At 51.5% G+C, this 24,813-nt stretch carries 24 protein-coding genes; 17 read left to right on the plus strand and 7 right to left on the minus strand.

Going from position 1 to position 24,813, the window contains the following annotated elements:
* Positions 1–17: 17 nt before the first annotated feature.
* From LG219_RS09690 to LG219_RS09720, 7 genes are read right to left on the minus strand one after another with little or no spacing between them, the layout of a single operon-like run.
* Positions 18–911, minus strand: coding sequence for an ABC transporter ATP-binding protein (locus LG219_RS09690; RefSeq protein ID WP_226764285.1), 894 nt, complete (start codon positions 909–911; stop codon positions 18–20).
* Positions 908–1,723: an MlaA family lipoprotein gene (locus LG219_RS09695; RefSeq protein WP_226764286.1), complete on the minus strand. Its 816-nt coding sequence runs from the start codon at positions 1,721–1,723 to the stop codon at positions 908–910. Before LG219_RS09695 ends, LG219_RS09690 begins: the two co-directional genes overlap by 4 nt.
* A 21-nt stretch (positions 1,724–1,744) precedes the next feature.
* Entirely contained in the window at positions 1,745–2,017 is a 273-nt protein-coding gene (locus tag LG219_RS09700; protein WP_226764287.1) for an STAS domain-containing protein, read from the minus strand.
* Positions 2,014–2,619 carry an MlaC/ttg2D family ABC transporter substrate-binding protein gene (locus LG219_RS09705; RefSeq protein ID WP_226764288.1) on the minus strand — a complete coding sequence of 202 codons (606 nt, stop codon included), beginning with the start codon at positions 2,617–2,619 and terminating at the stop codon, positions 2,014–2,016. The genes LG219_RS09700 and LG219_RS09705 overlap by 4 nt, the downstream gene beginning before the upstream one ends.
* A gap of 3 nt (positions 2,620–2,622) precedes the next feature.
* Positions 2,623–3,096 carry an outer membrane lipid asymmetry maintenance protein MlaD gene (gene mlaD / locus LG219_RS09710; RefSeq protein WP_226764289.1) on the minus strand — a complete coding sequence of 158 codons (474 nt, stop codon included), beginning with the start codon at positions 3,094–3,096 and terminating at the stop codon, positions 2,623–2,625.
* A 2-nt stretch (positions 3,097–3,098) separates the two neighbouring features.
* Complete coding sequence (gene mlaE / locus LG219_RS09715; RefSeq protein WP_226764290.1) at positions 3,099–3,884, minus strand: lipid asymmetry maintenance ABC transporter permease subunit MlaE; 786 nt, start codon at positions 3,882–3,884, stop codon at positions 3,099–3,101.
* A gap of 47 nt (positions 3,885–3,931) precedes the next feature.
* Positions 3,932–4,723 carry an ABC transporter ATP-binding protein gene (locus LG219_RS09720; RefSeq protein WP_226764291.1) on the minus strand — a complete coding sequence of 264 codons (792 nt, stop codon included), beginning with the start codon at positions 4,721–4,723 and terminating at the stop codon, positions 3,932–3,934.
* Positions 4,724–5,077: 354 nt separating this feature from the next.
* Here LG219_RS09720 and LG219_RS09725 point away from each other — a divergent pair, with 354 nt between their 5' ends.
* The 17 genes from LG219_RS09725 (at position 5,078) to wbaP (ending at position 24,803) form a co-directional block, all read left to right on the plus strand.
* Positions 5,078–6,406 (plus strand): ExeA family protein, encoded by a 1,329-nt coding sequence (locus LG219_RS09725; RefSeq protein ID WP_226764292.1) that lies wholly within the window; start codon positions 5,078–5,080, stop codon positions 6,404–6,406.
* A 78-nt stretch (positions 6,407–6,484) separates the two neighbouring features.
* Complete coding sequence (locus LG219_RS09730; RefSeq protein WP_226764293.1) at positions 6,485–8,293, plus strand: pilus (MSHA type) biogenesis protein MshL; 1,809 nt, start codon at positions 6,485–6,487, stop codon at positions 8,291–8,293.
* Positions 8,290–9,453 carry a tetratricopeptide repeat protein gene (locus tag LG219_RS09735; protein ID WP_226764294.1) on the plus strand — a complete coding sequence of 388 codons (1,164 nt, stop codon included), beginning with the start codon at positions 8,290–8,292 and terminating at the stop codon, positions 9,451–9,453. The genes LG219_RS09730 and LG219_RS09735 overlap by 4 nt, the downstream gene beginning before the upstream one ends.
* Positions 9,437–11,134 (plus strand): GspE/PulE family protein, encoded by a 1,698-nt coding sequence (locus tag LG219_RS09740; protein ID WP_226764295.1) that lies wholly within the window; start codon positions 9,437–9,439, stop codon positions 11,132–11,134. The genes LG219_RS09735 and LG219_RS09740 overlap by 17 nt, the downstream gene beginning before the upstream one ends.
* Complete coding sequence (locus LG219_RS09745) at positions 11,134–12,333, plus strand: type II secretion system F family protein (RefSeq protein ID WP_226764296.1); 1,200 nt, start codon at positions 11,134–11,136, stop codon at positions 12,331–12,333. Before LG219_RS09740 ends, LG219_RS09745 begins: the two co-directional genes overlap by 1 nt.
* Positions 12,330–13,850: a hypothetical protein gene (locus tag LG219_RS09750; protein WP_226764297.1), complete on the plus strand. Its 1,521-nt coding sequence runs from the start codon at positions 12,330–12,332 to the stop codon at positions 13,848–13,850. The genes LG219_RS09745 and LG219_RS09750 overlap by 4 nt, the downstream gene beginning before the upstream one ends.
* Positions 13,847–14,431 carry a hypothetical protein gene (locus LG219_RS09755; protein ID WP_226764298.1) on the plus strand — a complete coding sequence of 195 codons (585 nt, stop codon included), beginning with the start codon at positions 13,847–13,849 and terminating at the stop codon, positions 14,429–14,431. Before LG219_RS09750 ends, LG219_RS09755 begins: the two co-directional genes overlap by 4 nt.
* Positions 14,428–14,688 carry a hypothetical protein gene (locus tag LG219_RS09760; RefSeq protein WP_226764299.1) on the plus strand — a complete coding sequence of 87 codons (261 nt, stop codon included), beginning with the start codon at positions 14,428–14,430 and terminating at the stop codon, positions 14,686–14,688. The genes LG219_RS09755 and LG219_RS09760 overlap by 4 nt, the downstream gene beginning before the upstream one ends.
* 85 nt (positions 14,689–14,773) lie before the next feature.
* Positions 14,774–16,420 (plus strand): methyl-accepting chemotaxis protein, encoded by a 1,647-nt coding sequence (locus LG219_RS09765; protein WP_226764300.1) that lies wholly within the window; start codon positions 14,774–14,776, stop codon positions 16,418–16,420.
* Between the two features lie 119 nt (positions 16,421–16,539).
* Positions 16,540–17,841 carry an oligosaccharide flippase family protein gene (locus LG219_RS09770; protein WP_226764301.1) on the plus strand — a complete coding sequence of 434 codons (1,302 nt, stop codon included), beginning with the start codon at positions 16,540–16,542 and terminating at the stop codon, positions 17,839–17,841.
* Positions 17,841–18,851 (plus strand): glycosyltransferase family 2 protein, encoded by a 1,011-nt coding sequence (locus LG219_RS09775; protein WP_226764302.1) that lies wholly within the window; start codon positions 17,841–17,843, stop codon positions 18,849–18,851. Before LG219_RS09770 ends, LG219_RS09775 begins: the two co-directional genes overlap by 1 nt.
* On the plus strand, positions 18,848–19,945 hold the full coding sequence (locus LG219_RS09780; RefSeq protein ID WP_226764303.1) for a glycosyltransferase: 1,098 nt from the start codon (positions 18,848–18,850) through the stop codon (positions 19,943–19,945). The genes LG219_RS09775 and LG219_RS09780 overlap by 4 nt, the downstream gene beginning before the upstream one ends.
* Before the next feature lie 120 nt (positions 19,946–20,065).
* Entirely contained in the window at positions 20,066–20,872 is an 807-nt protein-coding gene (locus LG219_RS09785) for a glycosyltransferase (protein WP_226764304.1), read from the plus strand.
* Positions 20,863–21,699 carry a glycosyltransferase gene (locus LG219_RS09790; protein WP_226764305.1) on the plus strand — a complete coding sequence of 279 codons (837 nt, stop codon included), beginning with the start codon at positions 20,863–20,865 and terminating at the stop codon, positions 21,697–21,699. Before LG219_RS09785 ends, LG219_RS09790 begins: the two co-directional genes overlap by 10 nt.
* Entirely contained in the window at positions 21,677–22,153 is a 477-nt protein-coding gene (locus LG219_RS09795) for an REP-associated tyrosine transposase (RefSeq protein ID WP_226764306.1), read from the plus strand. Before LG219_RS09790 ends, LG219_RS09795 begins: the two co-directional genes overlap by 23 nt.
* Positions 22,154–22,206: 53 nt before the next feature.
* Positions 22,207–23,346: a glycosyltransferase gene (locus LG219_RS09800; RefSeq protein WP_226764307.1), complete on the plus strand. Its 1,140-nt coding sequence runs from the start codon at positions 22,207–22,209 to the stop codon at positions 23,344–23,346.
* Entirely contained in the window at positions 23,343–24,803 is a 1,461-nt protein-coding gene (gene wbaP, locus LG219_RS09805) for an undecaprenyl-phosphate galactose phosphotransferase WbaP (protein ID WP_226764308.1), read from the plus strand. The genes LG219_RS09800 and wbaP overlap by 4 nt, the downstream gene beginning before the upstream one ends.
* Positions 24,804–24,813: the final 10 nt, after the last annotated feature.

The raw sequence follows: 24,813 nt of genomic DNA on the forward strand, positions 1-24,813 counted from the left end.
GGGGCGGTGGTGCGCGGTTAAGCACTCATCATTTGAACGAAAATGTCTTCTAAATCAGCTTGGGCAATCTCAATGTCTTTGAGCGTGAGACCTGCTTGGCGCAAGGTCATTAAAATATGCTCCAGTGCATTGCAGTCCGCCAGTTTGATTTCAAAGCCATTGTCGCGCTCGCGCAGTAACAGCGACTGCAAAGCCGCCGGCCATTGTCCGGCAGTGAGCTTGATCAGTGCGGTGCGCGCGGCGCCTCGGCTCATGATTTGCTCTTTGTTTTCTAGGGCCAGTAGGCGGCCTTGCTTGAGCATGGCGATGCGATTGCACAGCGTTTGCGCTTCTTCAAGGTAGTGTGTGGTGAGCACAATGGTGTGGCCAGCTTGATTCAGGCTGCGAATAAAGGCCCACAATGTTTGCCGTAACTCGACATCGACCCCTGCGGTCGGTTCATCAAGCACGATAACAGGGGGTTTATGCACCAAGGCTTGAGCTACCATGACGCGGCGCTTCATACCCCCAGATAGGGCGCGCATATTGGCGTCGGCTTTACTCGTTAGGCCGAGGTTTTCGAGAATATCGTCAATCCAAGCGTTGTTATTTTTTAAGCCAAAATAACCCGATTGAAATTGCAAGGTTTCGCGCACGGTAAAAAAAGGATCAAACACCAATTCTTGCGGCACGATACCGACGGCACGCCGCGCTTGACGGTAATCGCTGCTGACGTCGTAGCCCATGACGCTGGTGTGCCCTTGGCTGGCTTTACTCAGGCCAGCAAGAATAGAAATCAGCGTGGTTTTGCCCGCGCCATTGGGGCCAAGTAGGGCGAAAAAATCGCCTTCTTCAACGCGAAAACTAATGTCGTTCAGCGCGGTAAAGTCGCCAAATTGTTTACTGACTCGATCAAAAATAATCGCGCTCATGGGGTTTCCGGAGTGACTGCAGTTGGGGCGCTGGCATTCAGTGCTTTTTCAGGGCCTGCATCAGCGTCTAAGTCGTCCGCAGAGCCCATGGGTAAAGGAAACGGTGGGTTGCCATCGTGAATTTTAAACCAACGGCGCTGTAAATAGCTGTCGCGGATAAACGCGTAGGGATCCACTTGCTCGTCGATGATTTTGTCTAAAGGCAAAATTTGCGCGCGGGCGTTGACGATGTAGACGCTGTAATAAGCGATTTGCCCGGCTAAATCATCGGCGTAGTCAATCGGCCCCCAGATAAAGCGCGACAAAGGCTCTACGCTATCGCGCAAGGTGGTCGGGCCATAAAATGGCACCATCAAATAAGGCCCAGTAGGCAGACCCCAATAACCGAGGGTTTGGCCTAGATCTTCATTTTGTTTTTCAATCGGTAAATCACTGGCCCAATCAATGAGGCCGCCCAGGCCCACGGTTGAATTGACCAAAACGCGGCCAAAGCTTTTCGACGCTGGCGTGGCTTTGCCTTGTAATAGGGCGGCGGGAATGCTGAATAAATCATCGATATTTTCAAAGAAGTTATCCACGCCTTTACGCAGCGGTGGCGGCACAAAGCGCACATAACCTTTGGCCACTGGGCGCAATACCGCATCGTCTACCGCTTTATTCATTTGATAAATGGGGCGATTGATCGGTTCGAGTGGGTCGTAATTATTTTGCGGCGTAGCACAAGCGCCGAGCATCAATAAAGGTACAGCAATCAGGCGGCGTAGCATGGCAGACTCAAAAAAGCGGGTAGATGGATAAAGTATAGAAGTCATTTTTTTTCAGCCCGATTTGCTTTACGTCGCATGATAAAAAAAATGACTTAAGCCATAAACGGCAATGAGTTGTAGTAGATTTTCAGGTAAATGAATTAGCCGTAATTGGCATTGTGCCGCGTTGGCGCGGCGCTGCCATTCAAGCAGCAAGGCCACGGCGCTCGAATCGACTTGCGTTACATCGCTAAAATCGAGCGTGAGCTCGGCTTGCGATAGCGAGGCGTCGAGCAGATTGAGCGCGGCAGGGCTACTCGCAAAGTTTAATTGAGCGCCGATACGGATTTCGGTCTTCATTTGCTTTGACGTGAAGTGTTATTTTTTTCGCTGAGCGATTTAATCAAACCATCAATGCCATCTTTGCGAATCACTGCGCCAAATTGGTTGCGATGATTATTGATAAAGCTAATGCCCTCAACGCTGATATCAAACACCTTCCATTCGCTGCCAATTTTTTCAAAGCTAAAATCCAGCGGAATGGGTTTTTGCCCCGGCAAGCTCACTTCGGTACGCACGGTTTGCTCGCTAGCGTCGTTGCCAGCACGCGTACCACGCACATTGATTTGTGCGTTTTTATATAAAGTGAGCGCCGACAAATAGGTGCGAATCATCATGGTGCGAAATTCTTTGCTAATCGCGTCTTGCTGCGCGGGCGTCGCGCTTTTCCAGTAACGACCCACCGCCAGCGACGTCATCCGATTGTAGTCGGCCAATGGCGATAGGCGTTGATCGACTAAATCGCGCATTTTGCTATTGTCTTTGTCATTTTTTTTAATGATATCGAGCACGTCTTTGCTGGTGCTACGCACGATTTGTTCTGGGGTGTCGTTAGCAACGCTGACTGCAGTGGTAAAACTTAATGTGGTAAGAAGTAATAATTTACTCAAAAAAGAATTCATACTTTATTGCTCCGAGTTGGTGGCTTTGTCGCCTTGGCTAAATAAAAAGCGACTAATGAGTTGTTCCAGCACAATGGCCGAAGAAGTGACTTTAAAACGATCGCCATTGACGAGGTTTTTCTCGTCTGCGCCTGGGGTGATGCCGATATATTGCTCGCCCAATAGACCTGAAGTCAGAATCTCTGCCGAGCTGTCTTTACTAAAATGGTAACGGCTATCCATCGCCATTTCGACTTTGGCGACATAGCGCTCGTTATCAAAGCTAATGCTGCTGACGCGACCAACGACTACCCCGGCGCTTTTAATCGGTGCGCGCGGTTTGAGCCCGCCGATGTTTTCAAAGTCAGCGCTTAATTCATAGCTCGATGTCGCGGGTAAACTGCTGGAGCTACTGACTTGTAACGCTAAAAACAACAGGGCGGCAATGCCGGCTGCGGCAAACAAACCCACCCAAAAATCAATCATGCCTCGTTTCACTATTAAACCCCTCGGAACATAAACGCGGTCAAAATAAAGTCCAGCGCCAAAATAACTAAAGAACTCGTCACTACCGTACGCGTCGTTGCCCGCGACACACCTTCTGCGGTGGGCGGTGCATCGTAGCCTTCAAAAACGGCGATTAAAGAAACGGCAAAACCAAAGAAAATACTTTTGATGATGCCATTCATTACATCAAGGCGAAAATCGACCGCCCCTTGCATTTGTGACCAAAAACTACCGTCGTCCAAGCCCAATAAGTGCACGCCGACCAAGTAACCGCCAAAAATCCCCATGGCGCTAAAGATCGCTGCCAGTAAAGGCATTGAAATCACGCCACCCCAAAAGCGCGGCGCAACTACGCGGGCAATCGGATTAACCGCCATCATTTCCATGGCTGACAATTGCTCGGTGGTTTTCATTAAACCAATTTCAGCGGTGATGGCACTGCCTGCGCGGCTAGCAAAAAGCAGCGCGGCAACCACCGGACCCAATTCGCGAACTAAAGATAACGCCACTAAAATTCCGAGTGAGCTCGATGCGCCAAAGCGTTGTAGCGTGTCATAGCCTTGTAACGCCAACACCATGCCGACAAATAGCCCCGACACCGAAATAATTAATACCGATAACACACCAGCAAACCAAATTTCACGCATCGTCAATTGCGGGCGCAACAGACAGCTTGCAGAATGGCGCAAAATCGCGATTAAAAATCGGCAAGCAAAACCTAGCTTAATCAAGACGTTGGTCAGTGGCGCGCCAAGACGACTAAAAAAATGAAACAGCAAGCCCTACCTCCTGCCGCCATTGCGCGGCGATTGTGTGTGCGCCGTGATCATGACAAGCCCAGTTGTTCAGCATACGGCGCAGCGGGTTTATGAAATGGCAAAGGGCCATCGGGGCGTGCATTGATAAATTGCTGCACAAAGGGATGCGTTGACGCTTTGACTTCTGCTGGTGTGCCTTCGGCCACCACGCAGCCATCGGCTAAGAAGTACACGTAATCGACAATCGCCAGCGATTCGGCCACATCATGCGTCACCACAATCGACGCCGTACCGAGGGCATCATTGAGTTCACGAATTAACTTACCCACCGTGGCCAAAGAAATTGGGTCTAAACCGGTAAACGGCTCGTCATACAGCATCACCGCAGGGTCTAAAGCAATGGCGCGCGCCAAAGCCACGCGTCTGGCCATGCCGCCGGATAATTCATACGGCATTTGCTGCGCCGCGCCGCGTAAACCGACCGCTTCGAGCTTCATCAGCACCAAATCTTGAATCATCGATTCAGGCAATTGAGTGCGCTCGCGCAGCGGAAAAGCCACGTTATCAAACACCGATAAATCAGTAAATAACGCCCCAAATTGAAACAACATGCCTAATTTACGCCGCATTTGATACAGATCGTGCTCGTTCAGTTGGCCAACATTTTGTCCATCGAGCCAGATGGCACCTTTTTGTGCTTGTAATTGGCCGCCAATTAATTTGAGCAGCGTGGTTTTACCCGAACCCGATCCGCCCATGATCGCCACCAGTTGACCACGGCGTACCGATAAAGAAACGTCGCGCAATATCTGGTTTTCAGCATAGGAAAAGCTGACATTTTGAAATTCAAGCAGGTTCATGGATTTTAACTGAGTGATTGAAAACGGATTTTAGGGCTTTCTAAGTATACAGGCTAGAGGTCATTATTGATGCTGCGATGCAGCAAAAGAACTCGCGTCACCGTCATTGCGCTGATGACTGGCTTGTATGATCTTCAATCATAAAGCTCGATTATACCGTGTATAAATTTTCTCACACCTGACTAATTGAGGTATCTCTTGCGGCTGCCTGCCCTCAATGCTTGGCAAGTGTTGCTGGCGTAGATTCTTTCTTTACGAATACTTACAATTTGTTTAAACAAAAGCTATGCTATTTGACAGGCAAGATCTTATTTTTTAGCCGCTGTAATGCGGTTTATGTGATGGGGTTTCATTTTGTATCAAACGTATTTTGGTTTGCATAGCCCACCGTTTCGCTTGACCTCGCATCCCGATTTTTTCTTCTTGGGCGCAGGTCGTGGCGACGTACTCAATACCGTACTGAGTGCCATTGAGGCGGGAGAAGGCTTGATTCAAGTGATCGCTGAAATCGGTGCGGGTAAAACGCTCTTGTGCCGAATGTTGCTCGCACGGCTATCGAGCCGGGTTGATGCGATATTTTTGTCCCATCAAGCTGCGCTTGAGCATGAGTTTTTAATCACGATTGCGGCGCAATTACAGATCCACCGCAACGCAAGCAGTTGCGATCAAGTCATGGATCAAATCGAAACTGAGCTGATCCGTCGGCATGCCGCCGGTCGACGCGTGGTGTTATTGCTGGATGCGGCGCATGCGATGCCGCTTGAATCGTTTGAGCTATTGCGCTTACTGAGTGATTTGGCGGTTAGATCGCGCCCCTTATTACAAATGGTACTGTTTGCGCGGCCAGAGTTCGAGCAGCAGTCGGTGAATACAGCGTTTAGCTCGCTGCGGCAACGAGTCAGTCACAACTTGGTTTTGCCTTTATTCACGACAGAAGATGTCACTGAATATTTGGCTTGTCGATTATCCGCAGCGGGTTATCAAGGGGAAACCTTGTTTAGCGCGGCGGCAGTGCAATTGATTGCTAAGGCGGCGCATGGGCTCAGTCGGCAGATTAATTTGATTGCAGATCAGGCGCTGCTTGCGGCATGCACCGATCATGCCGTTCGTGTAGAGGCCAAGCATGTGCAAAGCGTATTGCAAGATCCGTCTGCATCGTGGACTTGCTTTAGCCCGATTTGGCGATGGCTTGCAATACTGTTGATCGGGGCTTTGTCGCTGCTATTTTGGCATTTTTATCCTAATGCATCGCAAATTAACGCACCACTGCTGTGGCCTACATCGGCAAAGCTCGCTTCGCTCAGTGAAAACGCTGAAATCAAAGCGCGTGTCGCCACCGCACCGGTATTGCTCAATGAAAGGGTGATGCGTTCAAATAAAAAATTGATCGCTGCGGATGCCAGTAGCGTGACGATTTTGGTTTCAAAAGTGCCGCAAAATCAGTTATTGCGTTTAGAGCAGTTAGTGAGTGATTTAGAAGTCCATCTGGGCGCTAATCGGGTGTTGGTGTATCCGACTTTACTCAATGGCAGCTTGGCATGGGGCGTTTTGGCTGGACTTTATCCGGATATAAACAAAGCGCAAGCCATGGCACAGCGGCTTGAACATGCGCATCCGCAGCGTAAAAGTAAAGTCCAAACGATCGGTGTGTTGCGCGGTGAAATGTTGTTGCTACGCGACTAGATTGACAAGCCTGCCGCTGAAACTTTCAATTTTTAAAAGCTATGCTAGCTTGAGGTAAGTTAACAAAAAGAATTGAGTATGAAAAAGGCTTTGTGCATCGCGGGATGTTTCTTGTTATTTGGCAGTGCTTGCTCAACATCCAACGGTTTGCAAACCACTGGGCATATCAGTCAAACGAGCCCAGTCGCTTCAGAGCCTATCGCCGCGATTCCGCAGCTGGTGCCATCGATTCCGATTTTGCCCAAGCCCAATGCGCGCCAGCAACTCGAGGTTTACAGCGTGGTGGTCAGCCAGCTGGGCGTACACGATTTATTGTTTGCCTTAGCGCGAGATGCACGCATCAATATTGACGTGCATCCGGCGGTGAGTGGCGTGGTGACGTTGAATGCGATTAATCAAACGCTGCCACAAATCTTAGAGCGAATTGCCGCGCAAACCGATATTCGGTGGAGCATGGTCAATGGTGTGCTCACCGTTGTTCCTGATACGCCAACGCTGCGAATTTATCAGCTCGATTACTTTAATTTGCAGCGGAGTATGCGCTCGAGTTTAAATATTTTAAATTCAGTGAAATCGGTTTCAGACGCCAGCAACGCCAGCAATAGCACCGGTAGTACCTCGTTTTCGGCGATTGATAGCGAGTCGAAAAATCTCTTTTGGCAGCGCTTAGAAAGTAATTTAAAAGAAATTCTCGACATTAAAATTGAGCCAACGCCAACTGGTGCAGTAAGCAAACTCAGTCAATACGCCGCCCAGCAAGCGGTGCTCCCTGCTCAGGCGCAAACTGCCGCCATCGAGCACAGCGCCAAGCTAGAAAAAACGCTGGCGCAAATCGATAAAATCCAAGCCGAAACCCTCGCCATCCAGCAGCAAACCGTGCAGGCGGCTTCATCCGTTGCGGCAGTGTCCAATTTGGTAGTCATTCATCCTGAAACCGGCACCATTAGCATTCGGGCAACGCAAAAATCACAGCAAAAAGTCGCCGAATATCTGGCCAAAATTCAAGCCTCAGCGCAGCGGCAAGTCTTGATTGAAGCCACGATTGTTGAAGTGGTGCTCAGTGACCAATATCAGGCCGGCATTGATTGGGCGCAAATCGCTTCAGGTGCGGGCTGGAGTTTTGGCCAAAGCGTATTGGCCAATAATCTGGCGACTGCGCCGGTGAGTTTATTGGCTTACAAGAGTAATAACTTTAATGCCACGGTGAAATTACTCGAGCAATTTGGCAAAACCCGGGTGCTCTCTAGCCCTAAAATTACCGCGCTGAATAATCAGCCGGCGGTGATGAAAGTGGTAGAAGAACTGGTTTATTTCACCATGACCGTCACGCCCGCCACATCCGACACCAATGGCGTTATTACGCCAGCGGCGTATGAGAGCGTGCTGCATACCGTGCCAGTGGGCTTGGTGATGCAAGTGACGCCGCAGATTGCTGAGTCGGGGGCGATTTCGATGAATGTGCGGCCGACCATTACCAATGTTAGCGGCTATGTCGAAGATCCAGCGGTGGCGATTATTGCATCGACCACCAAGATGGCCTTAAAAAGCTTGGTGCCGGAATTACAGGTGCGTGAGTTTGATTCGACGCTCAAAATTGCCAGCGGCCAAATCGCGGTGTTGGGTGGCTTAATTCAAGACAAACAAGTCAATTTACGCCAAGGCGTGCCGGGTTTGTCGCGTTTGCCGTGGATTGGGGATGCGTTTAGTTATCGTGACGACAAAGTCAGCAAAATCGAATTGGTGGTGTTTTTGCGGCCGATCATGATTAAAGATCAAGGCGTTGATCAGCGTATTTTGCCAAGCGCCGATTTTTTTGAGCCAAAATCAGCGCAAGAATTATCCGCATTTCACAGTGGACTGATCCCTTGGACGGGGCAGTCGCAATGAGTTTGCCAAGTTTAGATTACGCCAAGGACGAGGCCGTCTCCGAGCGACAGGACGAGGCCGCAGTGCCGCATTGGGATGCCGCGCACCGTGCATCACCGAAGGCGGCGACGGATTCAAGCGCGCTCAATCAGGTCGCTACGATGATCAATTCGGCGGAAAAAGACCGTGTCAGCCAAATTAAGCGTGCGCTGGCGACAAGCTTGCCGTGGCTGATTGTCGGTGGCGGCATCTTGTTTGGCTTGGCGCTGGCGGTGGTGTTTTTGCCGTATCAAATCTCAGCAACACCGATGATGGCGAGCGCATCGCTGCCCCGTGAATCCGCCTTGAGTGAATCGGTCTCTAGTCAAGCGATCCCCAGTGCCTCCGTCGTCACGATGGCGGCATTGCCATTGGACACTCAATTAGCTGGGTATATGGATGCAGCATCATCAAGCAAAGCCATGGATGCCAATACCCCTCCAGTTAAATCGCCAGCAGCAGCGATTGGTCTTACTCGTTCAGCGTCTCAAACACAATTTAACGCCCGCGTGCAGCCAGTTCGGGCAATCGGGTCGCCGCGCCGCGTCATGCAGATTGAACGGATGCCGGTGAACACGATGGATCCATTACAGCAAGCATGGCAAGCCTACCAACGGGGGGAATTTACCCAGGCCGAGCAGTATTACCAGCAAGCCATGCAGCAAAACCCGCGACAGCGCGATGCCGCTTTGGGTTTGGCGGCTATCGCGCAAATTCGCGGTGATGCAACGCGCGCGCACAGCTTGTATCGCCATATTTTGCAGCAGCACCCTGACGATGCCGCTGCCAAACAGGCGTTGTTGGCTTTGCCGCAAGCGGTGACTGAGCAAGATATTTTGCAATTGGAACAAAGCGGCCAAGCCGACCCACAGATTTTGGCGCAATTTTATGCCAGCGAGCAGCGCTGGAGCCAAGCGCAGGCGCAGTTTTTTATCGTCTATAGCCAATACCCTAGCGCTACGGCGGCATTTAATTTAGCGGTGAGTTTGGATCATTTGCAGCAGCCCACATTGGCGCTGCAATACTATCGACAAGCCTTACAAGGGGTCGGGGCGTTTGATCGTTCGGCGGTGCAGCAACGGATTGCGGCATTAAGCGCGCAGCCCTTGTCGAGTGAGGCGCAACATGCCGCACAGCACTAAACGGCGCTTGGGCGAACAATTAATCGATAAAGGCTTGATTTCTGATGATCAACTGCGCATCGCTTTACTTGAGCAGCGGCAATCAGGATTGTTGTTGGGTAAGATTTTGGTGGATTTGGGGTTTTTATCCGACCACGTTTTGCGCGAAGCACTGTCTGAAAATCTAGGTCAAGTCAGTATTGATTTAAATCGGGTGATTTGCGATGCGCGAGCGATTGCTTTGCTCCCGAAGGTGATGGCCAAGCGCTTATTGATTTTGCCGATCGGCTTAAATCCAGCGCAAACCAAACTGACTGTCGCCATGGCCAATCCCAATCATTTATTACAAATTGATCAGCTGCGGTTACATACGCAAGGCCAATTTGAGATCGAAGTGGTGTTGGCCGCCGAATCCGATTTAATCCGCGCCATTGATCAATATTATGGTTTTGAGTTGTCGATTGACGGTATTTTGCGCGAAATCGAAACCGGTGAAATTGATTACAGCAGCTTAAATCACACGCAATTTGAATACTCGCAACCGGTGGTGCGCTTAATGGACGCTTTATTGGCCGACGCTGTGCGCTGCGGCGCGTCGGATATTCATTTTGAGCCGGAGTCGTCTTTTGTCCGAATTCGCTATCGAATTGACGGCGTCTTGCGGCAAATTCGGGCGCTGCACAAAACCTATTGGCCGGCGATGGTGGTGCGGCTAAAAGTGCTGGCGCAAATGAATATTGCCGAAACACGCGCCGCGCAAGATGGACGAATTTCGCTGACTTTGGCTGGGCGAGCCATTGATTTTCGGGTTTCGGCCCAGCCAACCCGTTGGGGCGAAAATCTGGTGCTGCGGATTTTAGATCGTCAGCAAGGCTTGCTCAGCTTGCTGGAGCTGGGTTTAAGTGCCGCCAATTTAGCCCTCTTACAGCAAATGATCCGCCGGCCAGCCGGAATGATTTTACTCACCGGCCCCACCGGATCGGGCAAAACCACCACCTTGTATTCGATTTTGAATCACATCAATTCAGTCGCGCTCAATATCATGACGCTGGAAGATCCGGTTGAATATCCCTTGCCGCTGATTCGGCAAACGTCGATTAGCGACGCGTCCAAAATGGATTTTGCCAACGGCATTCGCTCGATGATGCGGCAAGACCCCGACGTGATCTTAGTGGGTGAAATTCGCGATCATGAGACCGCCGAAATGGCGTTTCAGGCGGCGATGACCGGGCATTTGGTGTATTCAACCTTGCACAGTAATTCAGCCATTGGCGCTTTACCGCGCTTACTGGATATTGGCGTGCTGCCCGATATTCTTTCGGGCAATATGCTGGCGATTATTGCGCAGCGGCTAGTTCGTACGCTGTGTATGGCTTGTCGTGAGGGGTATAGCCCCGATGACGATGAACGGCGGTTATTGCAGATTGATACCCCTGATATGCAGCTTTATCGGGCCGTCGGTTGTGCGGCGTGTGCACAGCAAGGTTATCGAGGCCGCAGTACGGTGAGTGAGATTTTAAAACTCGACGCCGATTTAGACGAGCTGATCGCTCGCCGCGCCACGCTAAAAGAAATTCGCCAGTTGGCCATCAGTAAGGGCTTTACCAGTTTGGCCGATGATGCTTGCCGCCGCGTTCGCGAAGGGCTGTCGACGCTGGACGAAATTAGCCGAGTGGTGGACTTGAGCGAGCGCTTACGCTGATGCAGTTTGAATATCGTGCTGCGAATGAGCAAGGGCATATCGAGCGTGGCGCGATGGATGCGGCCAATTTGGCCGAGATTGAAGCGCGTTTGTCGCGTCTGGGCTTAACGCTGATCGACGCGAAAACCCGCGCCGCCCGCCGCCGACCTTGGCGGCGAGATCGGATTAGTCGTCGTGATTTAATGCTGTTTACTTTTCATCTTGAGCAACTACTCGGCGCGGGTGTGCCCTTGCTGACCGGTTTAATTGATTTACGCGATAGCCTAGATCAGCCTCGATTTCGTGAAGTGCTCGCGACTCTGATCGAAGATATTGAAGGGGGTCGTTTATTGTCGCAAGCCTTGGCGGCGCATCCTTTGGTGTTTGATGCGGTGTTTGTGCAATTGATTCACGCTGGCGAAGTGAGCGGGCAATTGGTGACGGTATTAAACGGCTTAAGCGCGTCGATTCAGTGGCAAGATGAATTGCTCGAACACAGTCAGAAAATCATGCTGTACCCGATCTTTGTCGCTGGTTTGATTTTGGCGGTAGGGGTGTTTTTATTACTGTATTTAGTCCCGCAATTACTCGGATTTTTGCAAGCGATGCAGCAAAAAATTCCTTGGCATACGCAGCTACTATTGGCGCTGGCGGATTTTTTGCAGCATTTTTGGTGGCTGCTGCTGTTGATTGCCGCTGCGGTGTATGGCGGATTGGTATGGTTGCTGCGCCATGACTCGCTTTGGGCCGATCGGTTTGCGGCTTGGCAATTGCAAATACCGGTGCTGGGGCCGATTCAACAAAAAATCATTTTGGCGCGGTTTGCGAGTTGTTTTGCATTGCTGTATCGCGCGGGAATTCCAATTTTGGATTGCCTGCGAATTTGCCAAGGCGTGGTGGGCCATCGGGTGATGGCTGAGGCATTAAAGCGGATTACACAATCGATGAGCGAGGGGCAAGGGCTCGCCGCTAGCTTTGCTCAGCGGCGGTTTTTCCCGCCGCTGGTGCTGCGCATGCTGCATATTGGCGAAACCACGGGGCAGCTCGATCAAGCCTTAAATAATGTGGCGTATTTTTATCAGCGCGATATTAAATTGGCCGTCGCGCAAGCGCAAACGCTGCTCGAGCCGATGCTAACGGTGATTTTAGGCTTGCTGCTGGCATGGATGATGTCGGCGATCTTGTTGCCGATTTTTGATTCCTTGAGTCAAATCCGATGAAACGCATTGTGTTACTTTTAACGCCAACCCACACCGCCGCGCTGTGCGCTTCAAACCAAGGCGTTCGGCCCTTAGCGCATTTTAATCATGACGCCGCAGGCCGGGCGAGCTTGGCGCAATTTTCGCTGGCGCAGCAGCACGGTTTATTTTATGTGTTGACTGATTTGGGCGAGGAAGATTTTCAGCAAGAAGTCATTCCGCATTTGACGCGTCAAGATCAGCAGCGCTTGATTGCGCGTAAATTAGAGCAACGCTATCGCGGTACGACGTATCGCTATGGGCGGGTCTTGCAACAAGCGGGTCAGCAAGATCAACTGCAGCTATCGGCTTTATTAAATGAAGCGCCGCTCGATGCTTTAATCAGCACTTTACTGACGGCAAACTGCGCGATTGCCGGCGTGTATTCCGTGGCGCTGTTGACAGAAAACCTATTAAAAAAATTACGCTTGGATCGTCCGCATTTATTAATTATGTCGCGTTCAACACCCGAGACGTTGCGGCAAAGCTATTTTGTCGACAGCACCTTGCAGTTCTCTCGTTTGGGTCATCTGGATGTAACGCCGAATTTATTGGCGCAAGCGCAGGGCATTATTGAACAGGCGCATCGCGCTCGGCAGTATTTAACGACAATGCGCGTCTTGGCGCGTGACGAAGTATTGCCCGTTTGGGCCTTGTTTGACGTCAGCATGAGCCAAGCGTTACGGCAAATTGCCGCCAATAGCGACGTTGGCGGTGACGAGTTAACGCTCGATTTGCAAGTGGATTTGGCTTTTTTGCAGCAAAAACTGCAATTACCCAGCGGCGGTTTAAGTTGGCTGGATGTGCTGCTGGCGGCTTTATTGCAGCTCAATGTGCCGAACCAATATGCGCCACCTGCGGTGCTGCGTTTAGCGCGCTCAAGGCAGTTGGCAAGACGTATTAAGTTCTGCGCCTTTGCCATTGTGGCTTTGGCGGCAATACTGCTGGGTTTGGCGCTATGGCAAGGTCAAAAAATACAAGCGCAATGGCCGAGTTTACAGCAGCAAATTGAGCATGAAACCCAGCAATTGGCCGCGCTGCAGCCCTTGAGTCAGCGCATTGATCCTGTGCATATGCAAGCTGCGGTACAGCTGTATCAGCGAGACCTTGCCAATTGGCCGAGTGCAACAGAGGCCGCACAGCGTTTTAGTCAGGTGTTGACGCCGTTTTCGCAGCTGCAATTAATTAATTTTCAGTGGCAAACCGGCACGGCGGGCTTGCTCGCCAGCACGGACCCAACGTTGCCGCTGCGTGCGCAGCAGATCAAAGTGACTTTGCGCGCCAGCCCTTTGGCGACGGAGCAGCAAGCGTGGCAGCAAATTGAGCAATTACTCGCCCAATTGCAGCGCTGGCCCAATGCCAAAGTGGCGCTGATGCCCAGCCCAACTGAAGCGCGCACGAGCGCCAGCGCGGATGACGCTGCTGAATCTGCTGCGCCTTGGCCGATGGATTTTGTCTTGCAATTGACCTTGGCCAATCCGCCGCCGGAGGCGCAATGAAGCGGGTGCTCTGGCCGTTGGAAAAATCGCTGCGCTTGGCCGTATGCTGCTTGTTTGCTGCGCTGCTGGTAGCTGGGGTATTGCTCTGGGGCGCTCAGCGGTATTGGTATTGGAGCCAATACCAGCAAGATCGCTTGCAGCAGACTTTAGATCAGCGGCGTCAGCAAGTGCAGCAACGCCAGCAGGCGTGGCAAACTATTGCGCAATATCAAGCGCCATTTAATCGTCTGCTGGCCCAGCAAATAATCGGTACTGAGCAGCAAGCTGAGCATTTGCAGGCATTGGCGCGGTATCGACAACAGCATCCACAACAGCAATTACAGTATCAATTACACGCGCCACAGCCTTGGCTCGCGGCCGCGCCGATCGCGAACTTACAAACTTTTGCCAGTCCGCTCAATATTGAATTGCGATTGCGCGATGAAGACGCGCTGTCGAGTTTTTCGCTGTGGCTTGAGCAGCAGCCGGGCTTGATTGCACCGGCGCGCTGCGAAATGCGCTTGGCCCAGCCCAGTGGCATTGTGCTGAACTGTGAGTATCTGTGGTTAACGCTTCAGCCAAGCCCAGCGGAGTTGCGATGAAATACCTTCGATTTTTATTACTGGTTTGCTGGGCAATCCCGGTACAGGCTGAATGGGGACGCTTATTTTATACGCCAGAACAGCGGCAACAGTTGCAATCGAGTGCGCCGGTCGCATCGATGCCAGCGGCGCGTCAACTGCGCCGTTTTAACGGCGAATTGATCGGCCCGCGCGGTAAAGTGCAGTGGTTAGATGGGCAGATTGCATCTGTGCCAGCTGGGGTTAAGCCCGGCTCGGTAATCAATGTCAGAAAATAATTATAGTAATGTCATATGTATTTCAGCTTGGTAGTGCTTGAATAAGACAAGCATCGTTTTGATGTGCTGTTTAACGGGAAGGTCGATGAAAAATATTAAGCCTTTATTGATCACGTTCATTGCCATTGTCATCAGCACCGCGCTCTTGCAAATCGTGTTGCTGTTTGTTTTTTTAAATCAATTACAAGCTTTACGGCAGTACGAGCATCGGGTCATTGATCGCTTGGTCGAGCATTTGGTGCAAGTAAAATATGATGTGGTGCAAATTCAGCAATTTATTACCGACGCCTCGGCAACTCAAGAAAATGACGGTATTGATGATGCTAAAAAATCACTCGTCAGCGCCGAAAAAAACATTGCCCAAATGCGTCAATTGGCCCCAGACATGTCAATTCAGGGCGATTTACTGCAGCAACAAGCGCAGCGCTTGTATGCAACAGGGCTGCAAATGGTCGCCGCTTATGGGCAAGACCGAGCAGCGGGTAATGGCTTGATGAAAGCGCCGCAAACCGGCTTTGATGCGCAATCGGAAGCGGCGCAAGCGCTGATTGATCAATTGCAGCTCAAAGTAAGCGCTGTGCAAACTGCAACGGTTAAGACGGTTGACGCCAAAATCGCAGCTATTTTTTGGCTGGGTTTAAGCACCAGTTTGCTCTTGGTTGTGATTATAAGCCTTGGGGGTATATACCTGTATCGCTTTATTATGAAAGCTTTGGGTGGAGAACCCTCGGTAGGTAATGAGGCGGCACGGTATTTAGAGCAGGGTGATTTAACCTATGTTGTCCCAGTTAAAGCTGGTGATCAAACCAGCTTACTGGCGACTTTATCGCGAATGCGCGGGCGTTGGACGGATGTGATTTCTAGCTTGAACGGGCAAACGACGGTGTTACTTAGCAGTGCCGAGCAATTAAGCGAGCAAGCCCAGCATCTATCACGCTCGAGCGAGGCGCAAAGCCAAAATGCCAAGCAAATTGCCGGTAATGTTGAAGAACTCGCCAGCACCATGGCCAGTATGGCCAAACAAGCGACTGAGGCGTTTGGCCAAGTCGCCGCAACCGGCGAGGCGGCGATGAAAACCACGCGAGTATTGCAAGAGGTGACGCATGAGGTATTAAGCGTCGAGCAAAGCGTCACGATGTCGGCACAACATATTGGCCAGCTGCATGTGCAAATGAGTGAAATTAATTTAATTGTCACCACGATTCGCGAAGTCGCCGATCAAACTAATTTATTGGCGTTAAATGCGGCGATTGAGGCGGCGCGTGCCGGTGAAGCCGGGCGCGGGTTTGCGGTGGTGGCCGATGAAGTGCGTAAACTGGCTGATCGCACTACCGGTTCGGCGCGCTCGATTGGCGAGATGATTGCCGGTATTGGCAAAATGACCGATGAAATGATGAAAACCATCCAGCAAAGCGTCGATCGCGTTGGTTCTGGTGTAAGTTTGATTGGCGTAGCGCAATCGGAAATGCAGCAGGTTTTAACTGCCTCGATTACCGCCAGTAAAGACATGGCGCAAATTCACGATGCTTTAGAAGAAATTAGCCGCAATACCGACGATATTGCCGATTCAGTCGAAAAAATCTCGCATTCGAGTCAAGATCATTCAACGGCGGCGCAATCGGTGTTGCTCACCAGTAATAATATCAAGCAAGTGGCCGAAGCTTTACGCGGCGATACGGCGTATTTTAAAGTCGGTAATGGCAGTGATAGCGATGATATGACTTTGTTTTAGGGTTGGATTATTTGCGCAGTTAAAACGCTGTAAACATGGTGTTACAGCGTTTTTTTATGGCTAGCGTAAAATGCGGACATTGATTGCGTTTGAGCGCGATAGCGGCGAAGGGGTAGTGAGTGTTTGATACGCGTTTGCGTTCTAATATTATGGCCTTGTACTTGGTACAGGGCCTTAATTATGTGGTGTCTTTTGTTACCTTCCCGTTTTTATTGGTGCAATTAGGCACCGAAGGCTTTGGCGTAATGAATTACGCCTTTGCGGCGATTCAGTACGGCGTTTTGCTGACCGATTTTGGTTTTAATTTATCCGCCGTGCGCGATGTGGCGCAAGTGCGTGATGACCCGAAGGCCGCGGCGCGGATTTTTTGGCGCGTTACTTGGGCTAAGCTCGGGCTAATGCTGGTGTCGAGCCTGATTTTATTGCTGCTGACCTTTACTTTGGGCAGCTGGCAAGCGCACGCTGAGGTTTTCTTGTGGAGCCAGCTATATATTCTCAGCTCGGTATTGTTCCCTATTTGGTATTTCCAAGGCTTTGAAAAGCTGCAGCTCGCTTCGGGCTTAATGGTGGTGGCGCGTGCGCTGACTTTGGGCTTTTTATTGCTGTGGGTCAGCGGCCCCAATGACATCGTGTTGGCGGTGATTTTACAAGCGACACCGCAAATTTTGGCCGGTGTGGTTTGGTGGTTTACTGGTTGGGGTGTGGCCAAACCTGCGTGGGTGCGGATTCATTATTCCGAGCTGAAAACCGCGCTTAGAGCCAGCTGGCCGTTTTTCCTCTCGGCGATTTCAACCAGTCTTTACACCACATCAACCACGGTATTGCTGGGTTTGTTTTCGACTCCAGTGCAAGTGGGCTTGTTTGCAGCGGCCAGTAAGCTGGTGTATATCGCCCAAGGTTTAATCGGCCCTTTGGTGCAAGCGACTTATCCCCGGATTGCCCAATTGGCGGCCACCGATCAGCCCGCAGCCGTGCGTTTAATTCGCAAAGCGTTTTTGATTCAAGGCGCAGTGGGTTTAAGCATGGCTTTGATGTTGGCGCTGTTTTTGCCGCTACTGACGCCGATCAGCGTGGCGTGGTTTGGCGCGGATTTTTCTTTATCTAAGGCTTTTTTGGCGTTAAGCGATTCACAAACGGTAATGCTGTGGTTTGCCCCAGTGATTTTGCTCGGTGCTTTGTCTTTGGTGTATGGGCAGCAAACGTTGCTGGTGTTTGGCCATGAAGGTTATTTCAGCCGCGTGTTGGTGGTCGCTGGGATACTGAATGTGATCTTGATGTGCTGGTGGGTGCCCGGTTCGGCGCACGGCGGCGTGCGTGCGGCGCAAAGTGTGCTGTGTGTGGAATTGTTTATCGTGCTGGCTTTTTGGTGGCGCGCGCGACCGATTTTTCGCCAAGCGGCAGCAATAGGGACAAATCATTGATGAGTTTGGTTTCTTTTCTTTTGCCTTGTTTTAATTCCGAGGCGTATCTGCAGCAAACCCTTGATTCAATTGCCGCTCAAACTCATACCCAATGGGAATGTATTGCGATTGATGATGGCTCAACAGATGGCACTTGGGCTTTATTGCAGCAAGCTGCGGCCAATGATTCGCGTTTTAAGGTGATCAGCCGCGAAAATCGCGGTTTGATTGCCACGCTCAATGAAGCGATTGCTTTGGCGCAAGGGCAATGGCTGGCACGCATCGACGCCGATGATATTTGCTGGCCACAGCGATTGGCAATGCAGTTGGCGCGCTTGGCAGAAACCGGCGCCGATGTTTGCGGCACTTGGGTGCGCTTTATTGGCGATCGCTCGGGAGAATGGCAAACGCAAAGTACCGATGCCAGCATTAAAACTGGCTTACTGTTTAATTCTACCCTCGCCCATCCCACGGTGATGATGCGCGCCAGTTTAGTCAAAGGCGCCGGTTACGACGCCAGTGCGATTCACGCCGAAGACTATGCGCTATGGTGCCGTTTGGCTTTGCAAGGCGCGCTGTTTACTGGCGTGCCTGCCGTGCTGCTCGATTATCGCTGTCACGCCGGACAGATTACGCAGGCCAAAAAACAGCAACTTCGCGCCACCGCGCAGAAAATTCGTCTCGATTACGCCAGGCAAGCGCTACCTTTGCCCTTGCAAGCCGTAGCGACCGAATGGGCTGAGCTGCTAGAACCGGCTCGCGTGTTGACGGTGAGCGAATGCCGCAGCGTGTTTGCGATGTTATTGCAAATCGCGCAGTTCTCTGCAGCGAGCCAACCGGCGCTGGCCGAGGCTTGGTTAGATGCATTGCAGCGCACGCAAGGCGTGAGTCTGGGTATGTGCTTTGACGCTTTTTCTATCAAGGCTAAGCTACCCATACCCCAGTCAGAAGCGAAAAAATGGCATAAACAAATATTTCGTATGCTGATCAGTGATCGTGTGTGGCAAATCATCAAACGAGTGCAAGCATGAAAATCGCCATTTTCTTACGTGATTTGGGTTTGGGTGGCGTTGAGCGCTGTGCGGTCTTGGTCGGTGAAGCGTTAGCAGCACGCGGTTTCACGGTGACGCTGGTGCTGCTGGGTGGCAATCGCAATTTATGGACGTCGCGCATTCAGCGGGTGCAAGTCGTTGATCTGGCTAGTGTGTGGCAGCCACTCAAACCATGGACCTGGCTGGCCGGTTGGCGCGCCGCGCGCCGCGTGGCGCGTGAGCACGATGTGGTGATTGCCGGGACATTTTTACTGCCGCTGTATATGACCTATGCAGCAACGCTGGGTTTAAATAAACGGGTGATGGCTTGGGTGCATGGGCCGTTTTTTGAGCTTGATCAGTTTGCCAAAATGAACCCCGTGCATCGCGGTGCATGCCAATTTGTGTATCGGCAGCTGGACGAATTGGTCTTTGTTTCCAATCACGCCAAAGATTCAATGGCGCGCTGGTTGGGTTGTACAGCGAAACCAAGTTGGCAAGTATTGCCCAATTTTGTCGATGCCGCGCAAGCACTACCTAGCGCCGTGCCACGCGCTGACCCTGCGCCATTGCGCTTGGTGTTTATTGGCCGGATCGCGACCGAAAAGCAGCCGCACCTGTGGCTGGATACGCTGGCGGCGCTCAATGCCAAAAACGTCGCCGCGCATCTAACGGTTGTTGGCGATGGCCCGCTGCAGACTTGGCTACTCGCCGTCGCTGCCGAGCGGCGTTTGAGTGGGCAAATTACCTTGGTTGGACGGCAAGACCATGTCAGCGATTATCTGGCGAACGCCGATGTGTTATTGCTCACGTCGGGCTTTGAAGGCTGCCCCTTGGTGGTGTTGGAGGCCATGCCGATGGGCGTGTTGTTGGCGAGCACCAATGCCGGTGGGGTGTATGAGCTGTTTGCCGAACGGCGTGATGAATTTGTCGTTGGTCAAGCCAGCGGCGAAGCACTGGCCGACTTAATCATTACGCAGCAAACGCACGCAGCCGAGTTAAGTGAATGGCTCAAGCAACGCGCAAAATGCTATTCGCAGGAGGTGTTAATCGATCGTTGGCAGGCGCTGCTTAGCGAACATCACGACGTTTAAGCGGCTTTGCTGACCGTTCATACAGAATGGGTTGGCATTTGCGACATCTTGTTACGCCAGAATGCGCGATTTTGCGGGGGAAAACCGTTAAAATAGCGCATTCACCGCCTAAAGCCTGCCATGAACCGCGCCGCACTCTTGATCCCCCATTTTAATAATCCGCAAGGTTTGGCGGCGTCCTTGGCCTCGGTCGGCGCGGATGAGTGCGTTGACGCGGTGATTGTTGACGACGGCAGCACGCGTGCGACCATCGACGAAGCCTTATGCCGCGCCGCGTGGCGCGCCAAAGGTGAGCTGAAATTTTATTATTTGCCGCACAATTGCGGCATTGAATACGCACTCAATACGGGGCTAGAAGCGATTTTGGCGGCGGGCTATGAATTTGTTGCGCGGCTCGATTGCGATGACCTGTGTGTATCGGACCGCATCGCGCGGCAGATGGCCTTTCTAGACCAATACCCCGAGGTGTATTTACTCGGCAGCGCGGTGACATTCTTTGATGCCTCGGGCGATCGCTTTACGCTGCATCAACCGCAAACGCACGCACAAATTGTGCGGCAGATGCATAAAGACAATGCTTTTACGCATCCGAGCGTGATGTTTCGCACTGCTGGCGTGAAGGAAATCGGCCTCTATCCCATCGATTGCAAGGCGGCGGAAGATTTTGCGTATTTCTGGGCCTTTGTTGCCCGTTACCCAACCGCCAATTTGCCCGAAGTGCTGACGCGCTCTGAATACAACGACAGCGGTATTTCGATGAGCCGCCGCCGCCAGCAGCAAGCGATGCGGATCAAAATCCTCGCCCGCTATTTTGATTGGCGGCCGCAATCGATGCTCAATATCGCCAAAGCGGCAGCATCGTTTGCTCTACCGTTGTCATTCACCCGAAAAATTAAACGACTGCTTGGAGTTGGCACGTGGAATTAAAGCATTCGGTTTTATTACTGATCCCCCATTACAACAATCCTGATGGCTTACTGAAATCATTGGCCAGTATTGGCGCGGATGAGCCGTGTGATGTGTTGGTGGTGGATGATGGCAGCACGCGGGCGCCGATAGAGATGGCGGCCGCGAATGCCGCGTACCACGGTTGCGGTACGTTACGCGTACTCAATTTGGCGCAAAACAAAGGCATCGAAGGGGCACTGAACGCCGGTTTGCAATGGGCCAAATCGCGTGACTACACATGGATTGCGCGGCTCGATTGCGGCGATGAGAATGTATCGACCCGTATCGCTCAGCAAATGGCGTTCCTAGCGCAACACTCCGAGGTGGTGTTACTCGGTGGCGCAGCGAGCTTTGTCGATCAAAATGGCCTTGAACAATTTGTATTGCGCCATCCCACTGAGCACGCTGAGATTCTCCAGTTTATGAAAAAAAACTCGGCGTATATCCATCCAAGCGTGATCTACAAATTATCAGCGGTCGATACGCTAGGGATGTATCCTCTGGACTTTCCGGCGGCGGAAGATTACGCGCTGTTTTGGGCGTTGGCGCGGCAGCACCAAGTGGCTAATTTACCCGATGTGTTGATCAAATATGAACTCGACCCAAATGGTATTTCGCTGGGCAAGCGCAACACGCAGCTTAAATCTCGGTTGAAATTACAGCGCAAATACTTCGATGGCAGTGCTGCAGCGATGGCAGGCATGGCCCGCACGCTGGCTTTGTTGGCAATGCCATATGCGTTGGCGTTTAAAATCAAAGCCAAATTCAAACGTAGGAGCGGGCTTGCCCGCGAAGACCATGCCTGAAAGGGCGCACGCGGTAAATTTGCGCAAGGGACGCGTTGCTATCGCAGATTGTGCATATGTGATTACTGCGGTATGTCATCAAAGACAGGCGCTATTGTCTGGCTTGTATGAGGCTCGTTGTGTGGTCAATGGATTTCGATCTTGTGATGATATGGGTTTGAGTCAAACCTTGGCGTTTGTGGTGATGCCGGATCATTTTCATTGGTTGTTAATATTAAAGGAAGGTGGTCTCGATTCGTTGTTAAGGCGACTAAAGTCAACAACGGCCATTGAGCTGAATAAAATGAACCAGCAAACTGGGCGACAAATTTGGCAAAAAGCTTATTACGATCATGCAATTCGTGCTGATGAAGATGTGAAGGCCGTAGCAAGATACATAGTGGCAAATCCTATTCGTGCAGGTTTAGTTAAGAATTTGTCTAATTTCTCATTTTGGGATGTGTGTTGGCTGTAAATGTGCTTTCGCGGGCAAGCCCGCTCCTACGAGTATCTGATGGAATTGATTTGATGAGTAAAATTATCCACGTGGTTGAATCATTTGGCGCAGGGACGTTGTCGATGGTGTCGGCCATCGCCAACGCTCAGTCGCAAGACGGGCATCAAGTGACGGTGATTCATTCGGTGCGCGAGGAAACGCCAGCAGGATGGCGGGATTTATTTGTGCCCGCGGTCAATTGTATTCATTTGCCGATGCAGCGAGCGATTCATCCGGTAAACGATTTTCGTACTGGTCGCGCTTTATTTAAATGGATTGCTTCGATTGCGCCGGATGTGGTGCATTTGCACTCCAGTAAGGCTGGGGCGCTAGGGCGTTTGGTGAGTTTGGCCTGGGCTTTGCGCTCTGATGGGCCGCGTTGGTTTTTTTCGCCGCATGGTTTGTCATTTTTGCAGCGCGCGGAAGGCCGTTTGAAAAACGGGATCTTCTTAACGATTGAAAAATTACTCGCCGGGGTGCCGGTGACCTTTATTGCCTGTTCAAAGTCGGAGGGCGAAGCAATTCGCCAGCATTTATCCGGCAATGTGGTGGTGGTAAATAACGCGGTCGATTTAAGCAAAATACCGCCAGCGAACGCGCTCACTCCCGACTCCCCACTCCCCACTCCCCGCCGTCTACGCATTGGCACGGTGGGCCGAGTTTGTTTGGCGCGTAATCCAGAGTTTTTTGCCGAAGTGGCGAGCAAAATGGCCAGCAGCGAGCTGGAGTTTGTTTGGGTGGGCGGTGGCGAAGCCAGCGGCGAAGCGGCACTGCGCGCCGCCGGCGTTGCCGTGTCGGGCTGGTGTGATCGGACTGCGGCTTTGGCGCAATTGGCAACGCTGGATATTTATATTCAAACCAGCCGCTGGGAAGGTTTGCCAGTGGCGGTGATTGAAGCGATGGCGGCCGGTTTACCGGTGGTGGCGACCGATGTCGTTGGCAATCGTGATTTAGTTAAAAATGGCGAAAACGGCTATTTGGCGCATACGCCTGACGAGTTTGTCGCGCATTTACAGGCTTTGAGCGCCGATCCGGCATTACGCCGACAATTGGGGCAGCAAGCGCAGGCTTTTGCGCTGGCGTTTTATTCTTTAACACCGATGATGGCGAGCTTATATGCCGCGTATGGCTTTGCGCCAACGGCAGATAAGGCGCCCAAAGAGACGCAATGATTCAAGAAAAACATTTACAAGCTGAGCGCGCCAAACCTTGGTTGGCGCTAGCAGATTTTATGGCCTTGGCGCTGTCATTTGGCGTGGCGATGCTGCTGTTGTGGATTTTTCGCTATGACCGCATTTCGGCCAGTTTTGGTCTGTGGTGGGCTTGGGAAGGGCAGCAACAAGGTTTGGCTTTTTTAGGCTTGGCCTTTATGACCATTGCCAGCTTTTGGTGGCGTGGGCATTACAGTTTGCGTTTGCCTTTTTGGGATGAATTGCTCGAAGTATTGCGCGCCTTATTGTTGGCGGCCTTGCTCAATGGCATGTTGGTGTTGCTGGGTAAATTTACCGTGTCGCGGTTTTTGTGGCCGGTATCTTGGGGCGTAGCGCTGGTGTTGCTGCCGTATTTTCGCAGCTTAATGCGCGATTGCTTATTAAAAAAACGAATTTGGCAATTGCCGACGGTGATTATTGGTGCCGGCGCCAATGCGGTTGAGGCGTATCGGGCGATGTATAGCGAGCGTCAGTTGGGCTTTGAAGTGCAGGCGTTTTTGTCGGTCGATCAAGATGCGCCAGATGAATTACACATTAATGGCGCGCGTTTACCGGTGGTGCGTTTAGAGCGCGAAGCGCTGTTGGCTTGGCTCAGCAGCAATGGCCGCCCGCATGTGGTGATTGCGGTGAATGAAGACGAATTGCGCCAGCTAGAAACGCAAATCGAGCAACTGTCGCTGCGGTATAAAGACCTGCATATTATTCCGCCAATTGCCGGTTTGCCTTTATTTGGCGTGGTGCCGCATCATTTTTTCAGTCATGAAGTCTTGCTGCTGCGCGTGCGCAATAATCTATTGGTTAAGCCGCTGATTATGTTAAAACGCGCTTTTGATTTGTTTGGCGCGGTGTGTGGCATCTTATTACTCAGCCCTTTATTGCTGTATGTGATGTGGCGAATTAAATGCGAAGGCGGGCCAGGGGCGATTTTCTTTGGTCATGTGCGGGTGGGGATGAATGGTGTGCCATTTAAGTGCTGGAAATTCCGCACCATGGTGCACAATTCGCAAGAAGTATTGGACCATTTATTAGCGACTGATCCGCAAGCGCGCGCCGAATGGGACACGGATTTCAAGCTTAAAAATGATCCACGAATTACTAAAATTGGCGCTTTTTTACGCAAAACCAGCCTCGATGAAATTCCGCAATTGTGGAATGTGATTTGTGGCGAGATGTCGTTGGTTGGCCCGCGGCCGATTATCGACGCTGAACTTGAGCGCTATGGCGATAAAGTCGATTTTTATCTGGAAGCACGGCCGGGTTTAACTGGCTTGTGGCAGGTTTCTGGCCGCAACGACACCACTTACGCCGAGCGCGTGGCGCTCGATGCGTGGTATGTCAAAAATTGGAATTTGTGGTACGACATTGCGATTGTCTGCAAAACGATTAAAACCGTGGTCAGTGGACGTGGTGCTTATTAAAAGCGGGGAA

This window comes from Deefgea salmonis (genome assembly GCF_020531905.1).
Taxonomy (GTDB): Bacteria; Pseudomonadota; Gammaproteobacteria; order Burkholderiales; family Chitinibacteraceae; genus Deefgea; species Deefgea salmonis.

Excerpts from the sequence above, each read along its gene's own strand:
- LG219_RS09780 (WP_226764303.1), top strand. The coding sequence starts at position 18,848 with ATGAAAATCGCCATTTTCTTACGTGATTTGGGTTTGGGTGGCGTTGAG.
- LG219_RS09745 (WP_226764296.1), top strand. The coding sequence starts at position 11,134 with ATGCAGTTTGAATATCGTGCTGCGAATGAGCAAGGGCATATCGAGCGT.
- LG219_RS09730 (WP_226764293.1), top strand. The coding sequence starts at position 6,485 with ATGAAAAAGGCTTTGTGCATCGCGGGATGTTTCTTGTTATTTGGCAGT.
- LG219_RS09785 (WP_226764304.1), top strand. The coding sequence starts at position 20,066 with ATGAACCGCGCCGCACTCTTGATCCCCCATTTTAATAATCCGCAAGGT.
- LG219_RS09765 (WP_226764300.1), top strand. The coding sequence starts at position 14,774 with ATGAAAAATATTAAGCCTTTATTGATCACGTTCATTGCCATTGTCATC.
- LG219_RS09690 (WP_226764285.1), bottom strand. The coding sequence starts at position 911 with ATGAGCGCGATTATTTTTGATCGAGTCAGTAAACAATTTGGCGACTTT.
- LG219_RS09760 (WP_226764299.1), top strand. The coding sequence starts at position 14,428 with ATGAAATACCTTCGATTTTTATTACTGGTTTGCTGGGCAATCCCGGTA.
- LG219_RS09695 (WP_226764286.1), bottom strand. The coding sequence starts at position 1,723 with ATGACTTCTATACTTTATCCATCTACCCGCTTTTTTGAGTCTGCCATG.
- LG219_RS09775 (WP_226764302.1), top strand. The coding sequence starts at position 17,841 with ATGAGTTTGGTTTCTTTTCTTTTGCCTTGTTTTAATTCCGAGGCGTAT.
- LG219_RS09700 (WP_226764287.1), bottom strand. The coding sequence starts at position 2,017 with ATGAAGACCGAAATCCGTATCGGCGCTCAATTAAACTTTGCGAGTAGC.
- LG219_RS09735 (WP_226764294.1), top strand. The coding sequence starts at position 8,290 with ATGAGTTTGCCAAGTTTAGATTACGCCAAGGACGAGGCCGTCTCCGAG.
- LG219_RS09720 (WP_226764291.1), bottom strand. The coding sequence starts at position 4,723 with ATGAACCTGCTTGAATTTCAAAATGTCAGCTTTTCCTATGCTGAAAAC.
- LG219_RS09755 (WP_226764298.1), top strand. The coding sequence starts at position 13,847 with ATGAAGCGGGTGCTCTGGCCGTTGGAAAAATCGCTGCGCTTGGCCGTA.
- LG219_RS09740 (WP_226764295.1), top strand. The coding sequence starts at position 9,437 with ATGCCGCACAGCACTAAACGGCGCTTGGGCGAACAATTAATCGATAAA.
- LG219_RS09800 (WP_226764307.1), top strand. The coding sequence starts at position 22,207 with ATGAGTAAAATTATCCACGTGGTTGAATCATTTGGCGCAGGGACGTTG.
- wbaP (WP_226764308.1), top strand. The coding sequence starts at position 23,343 with ATGATTCAAGAAAAACATTTACAAGCTGAGCGCGCCAAACCTTGGTTG.
- LG219_RS09750 (WP_226764297.1), top strand. The coding sequence starts at position 12,330 with ATGAAACGCATTGTGTTACTTTTAACGCCAACCCACACCGCCGCGCTG.
- LG219_RS09705 (WP_226764288.1), bottom strand. The coding sequence starts at position 2,619 with ATGAATTCTTTTTTGAGTAAATTATTACTTCTTACCACATTAAGTTTT.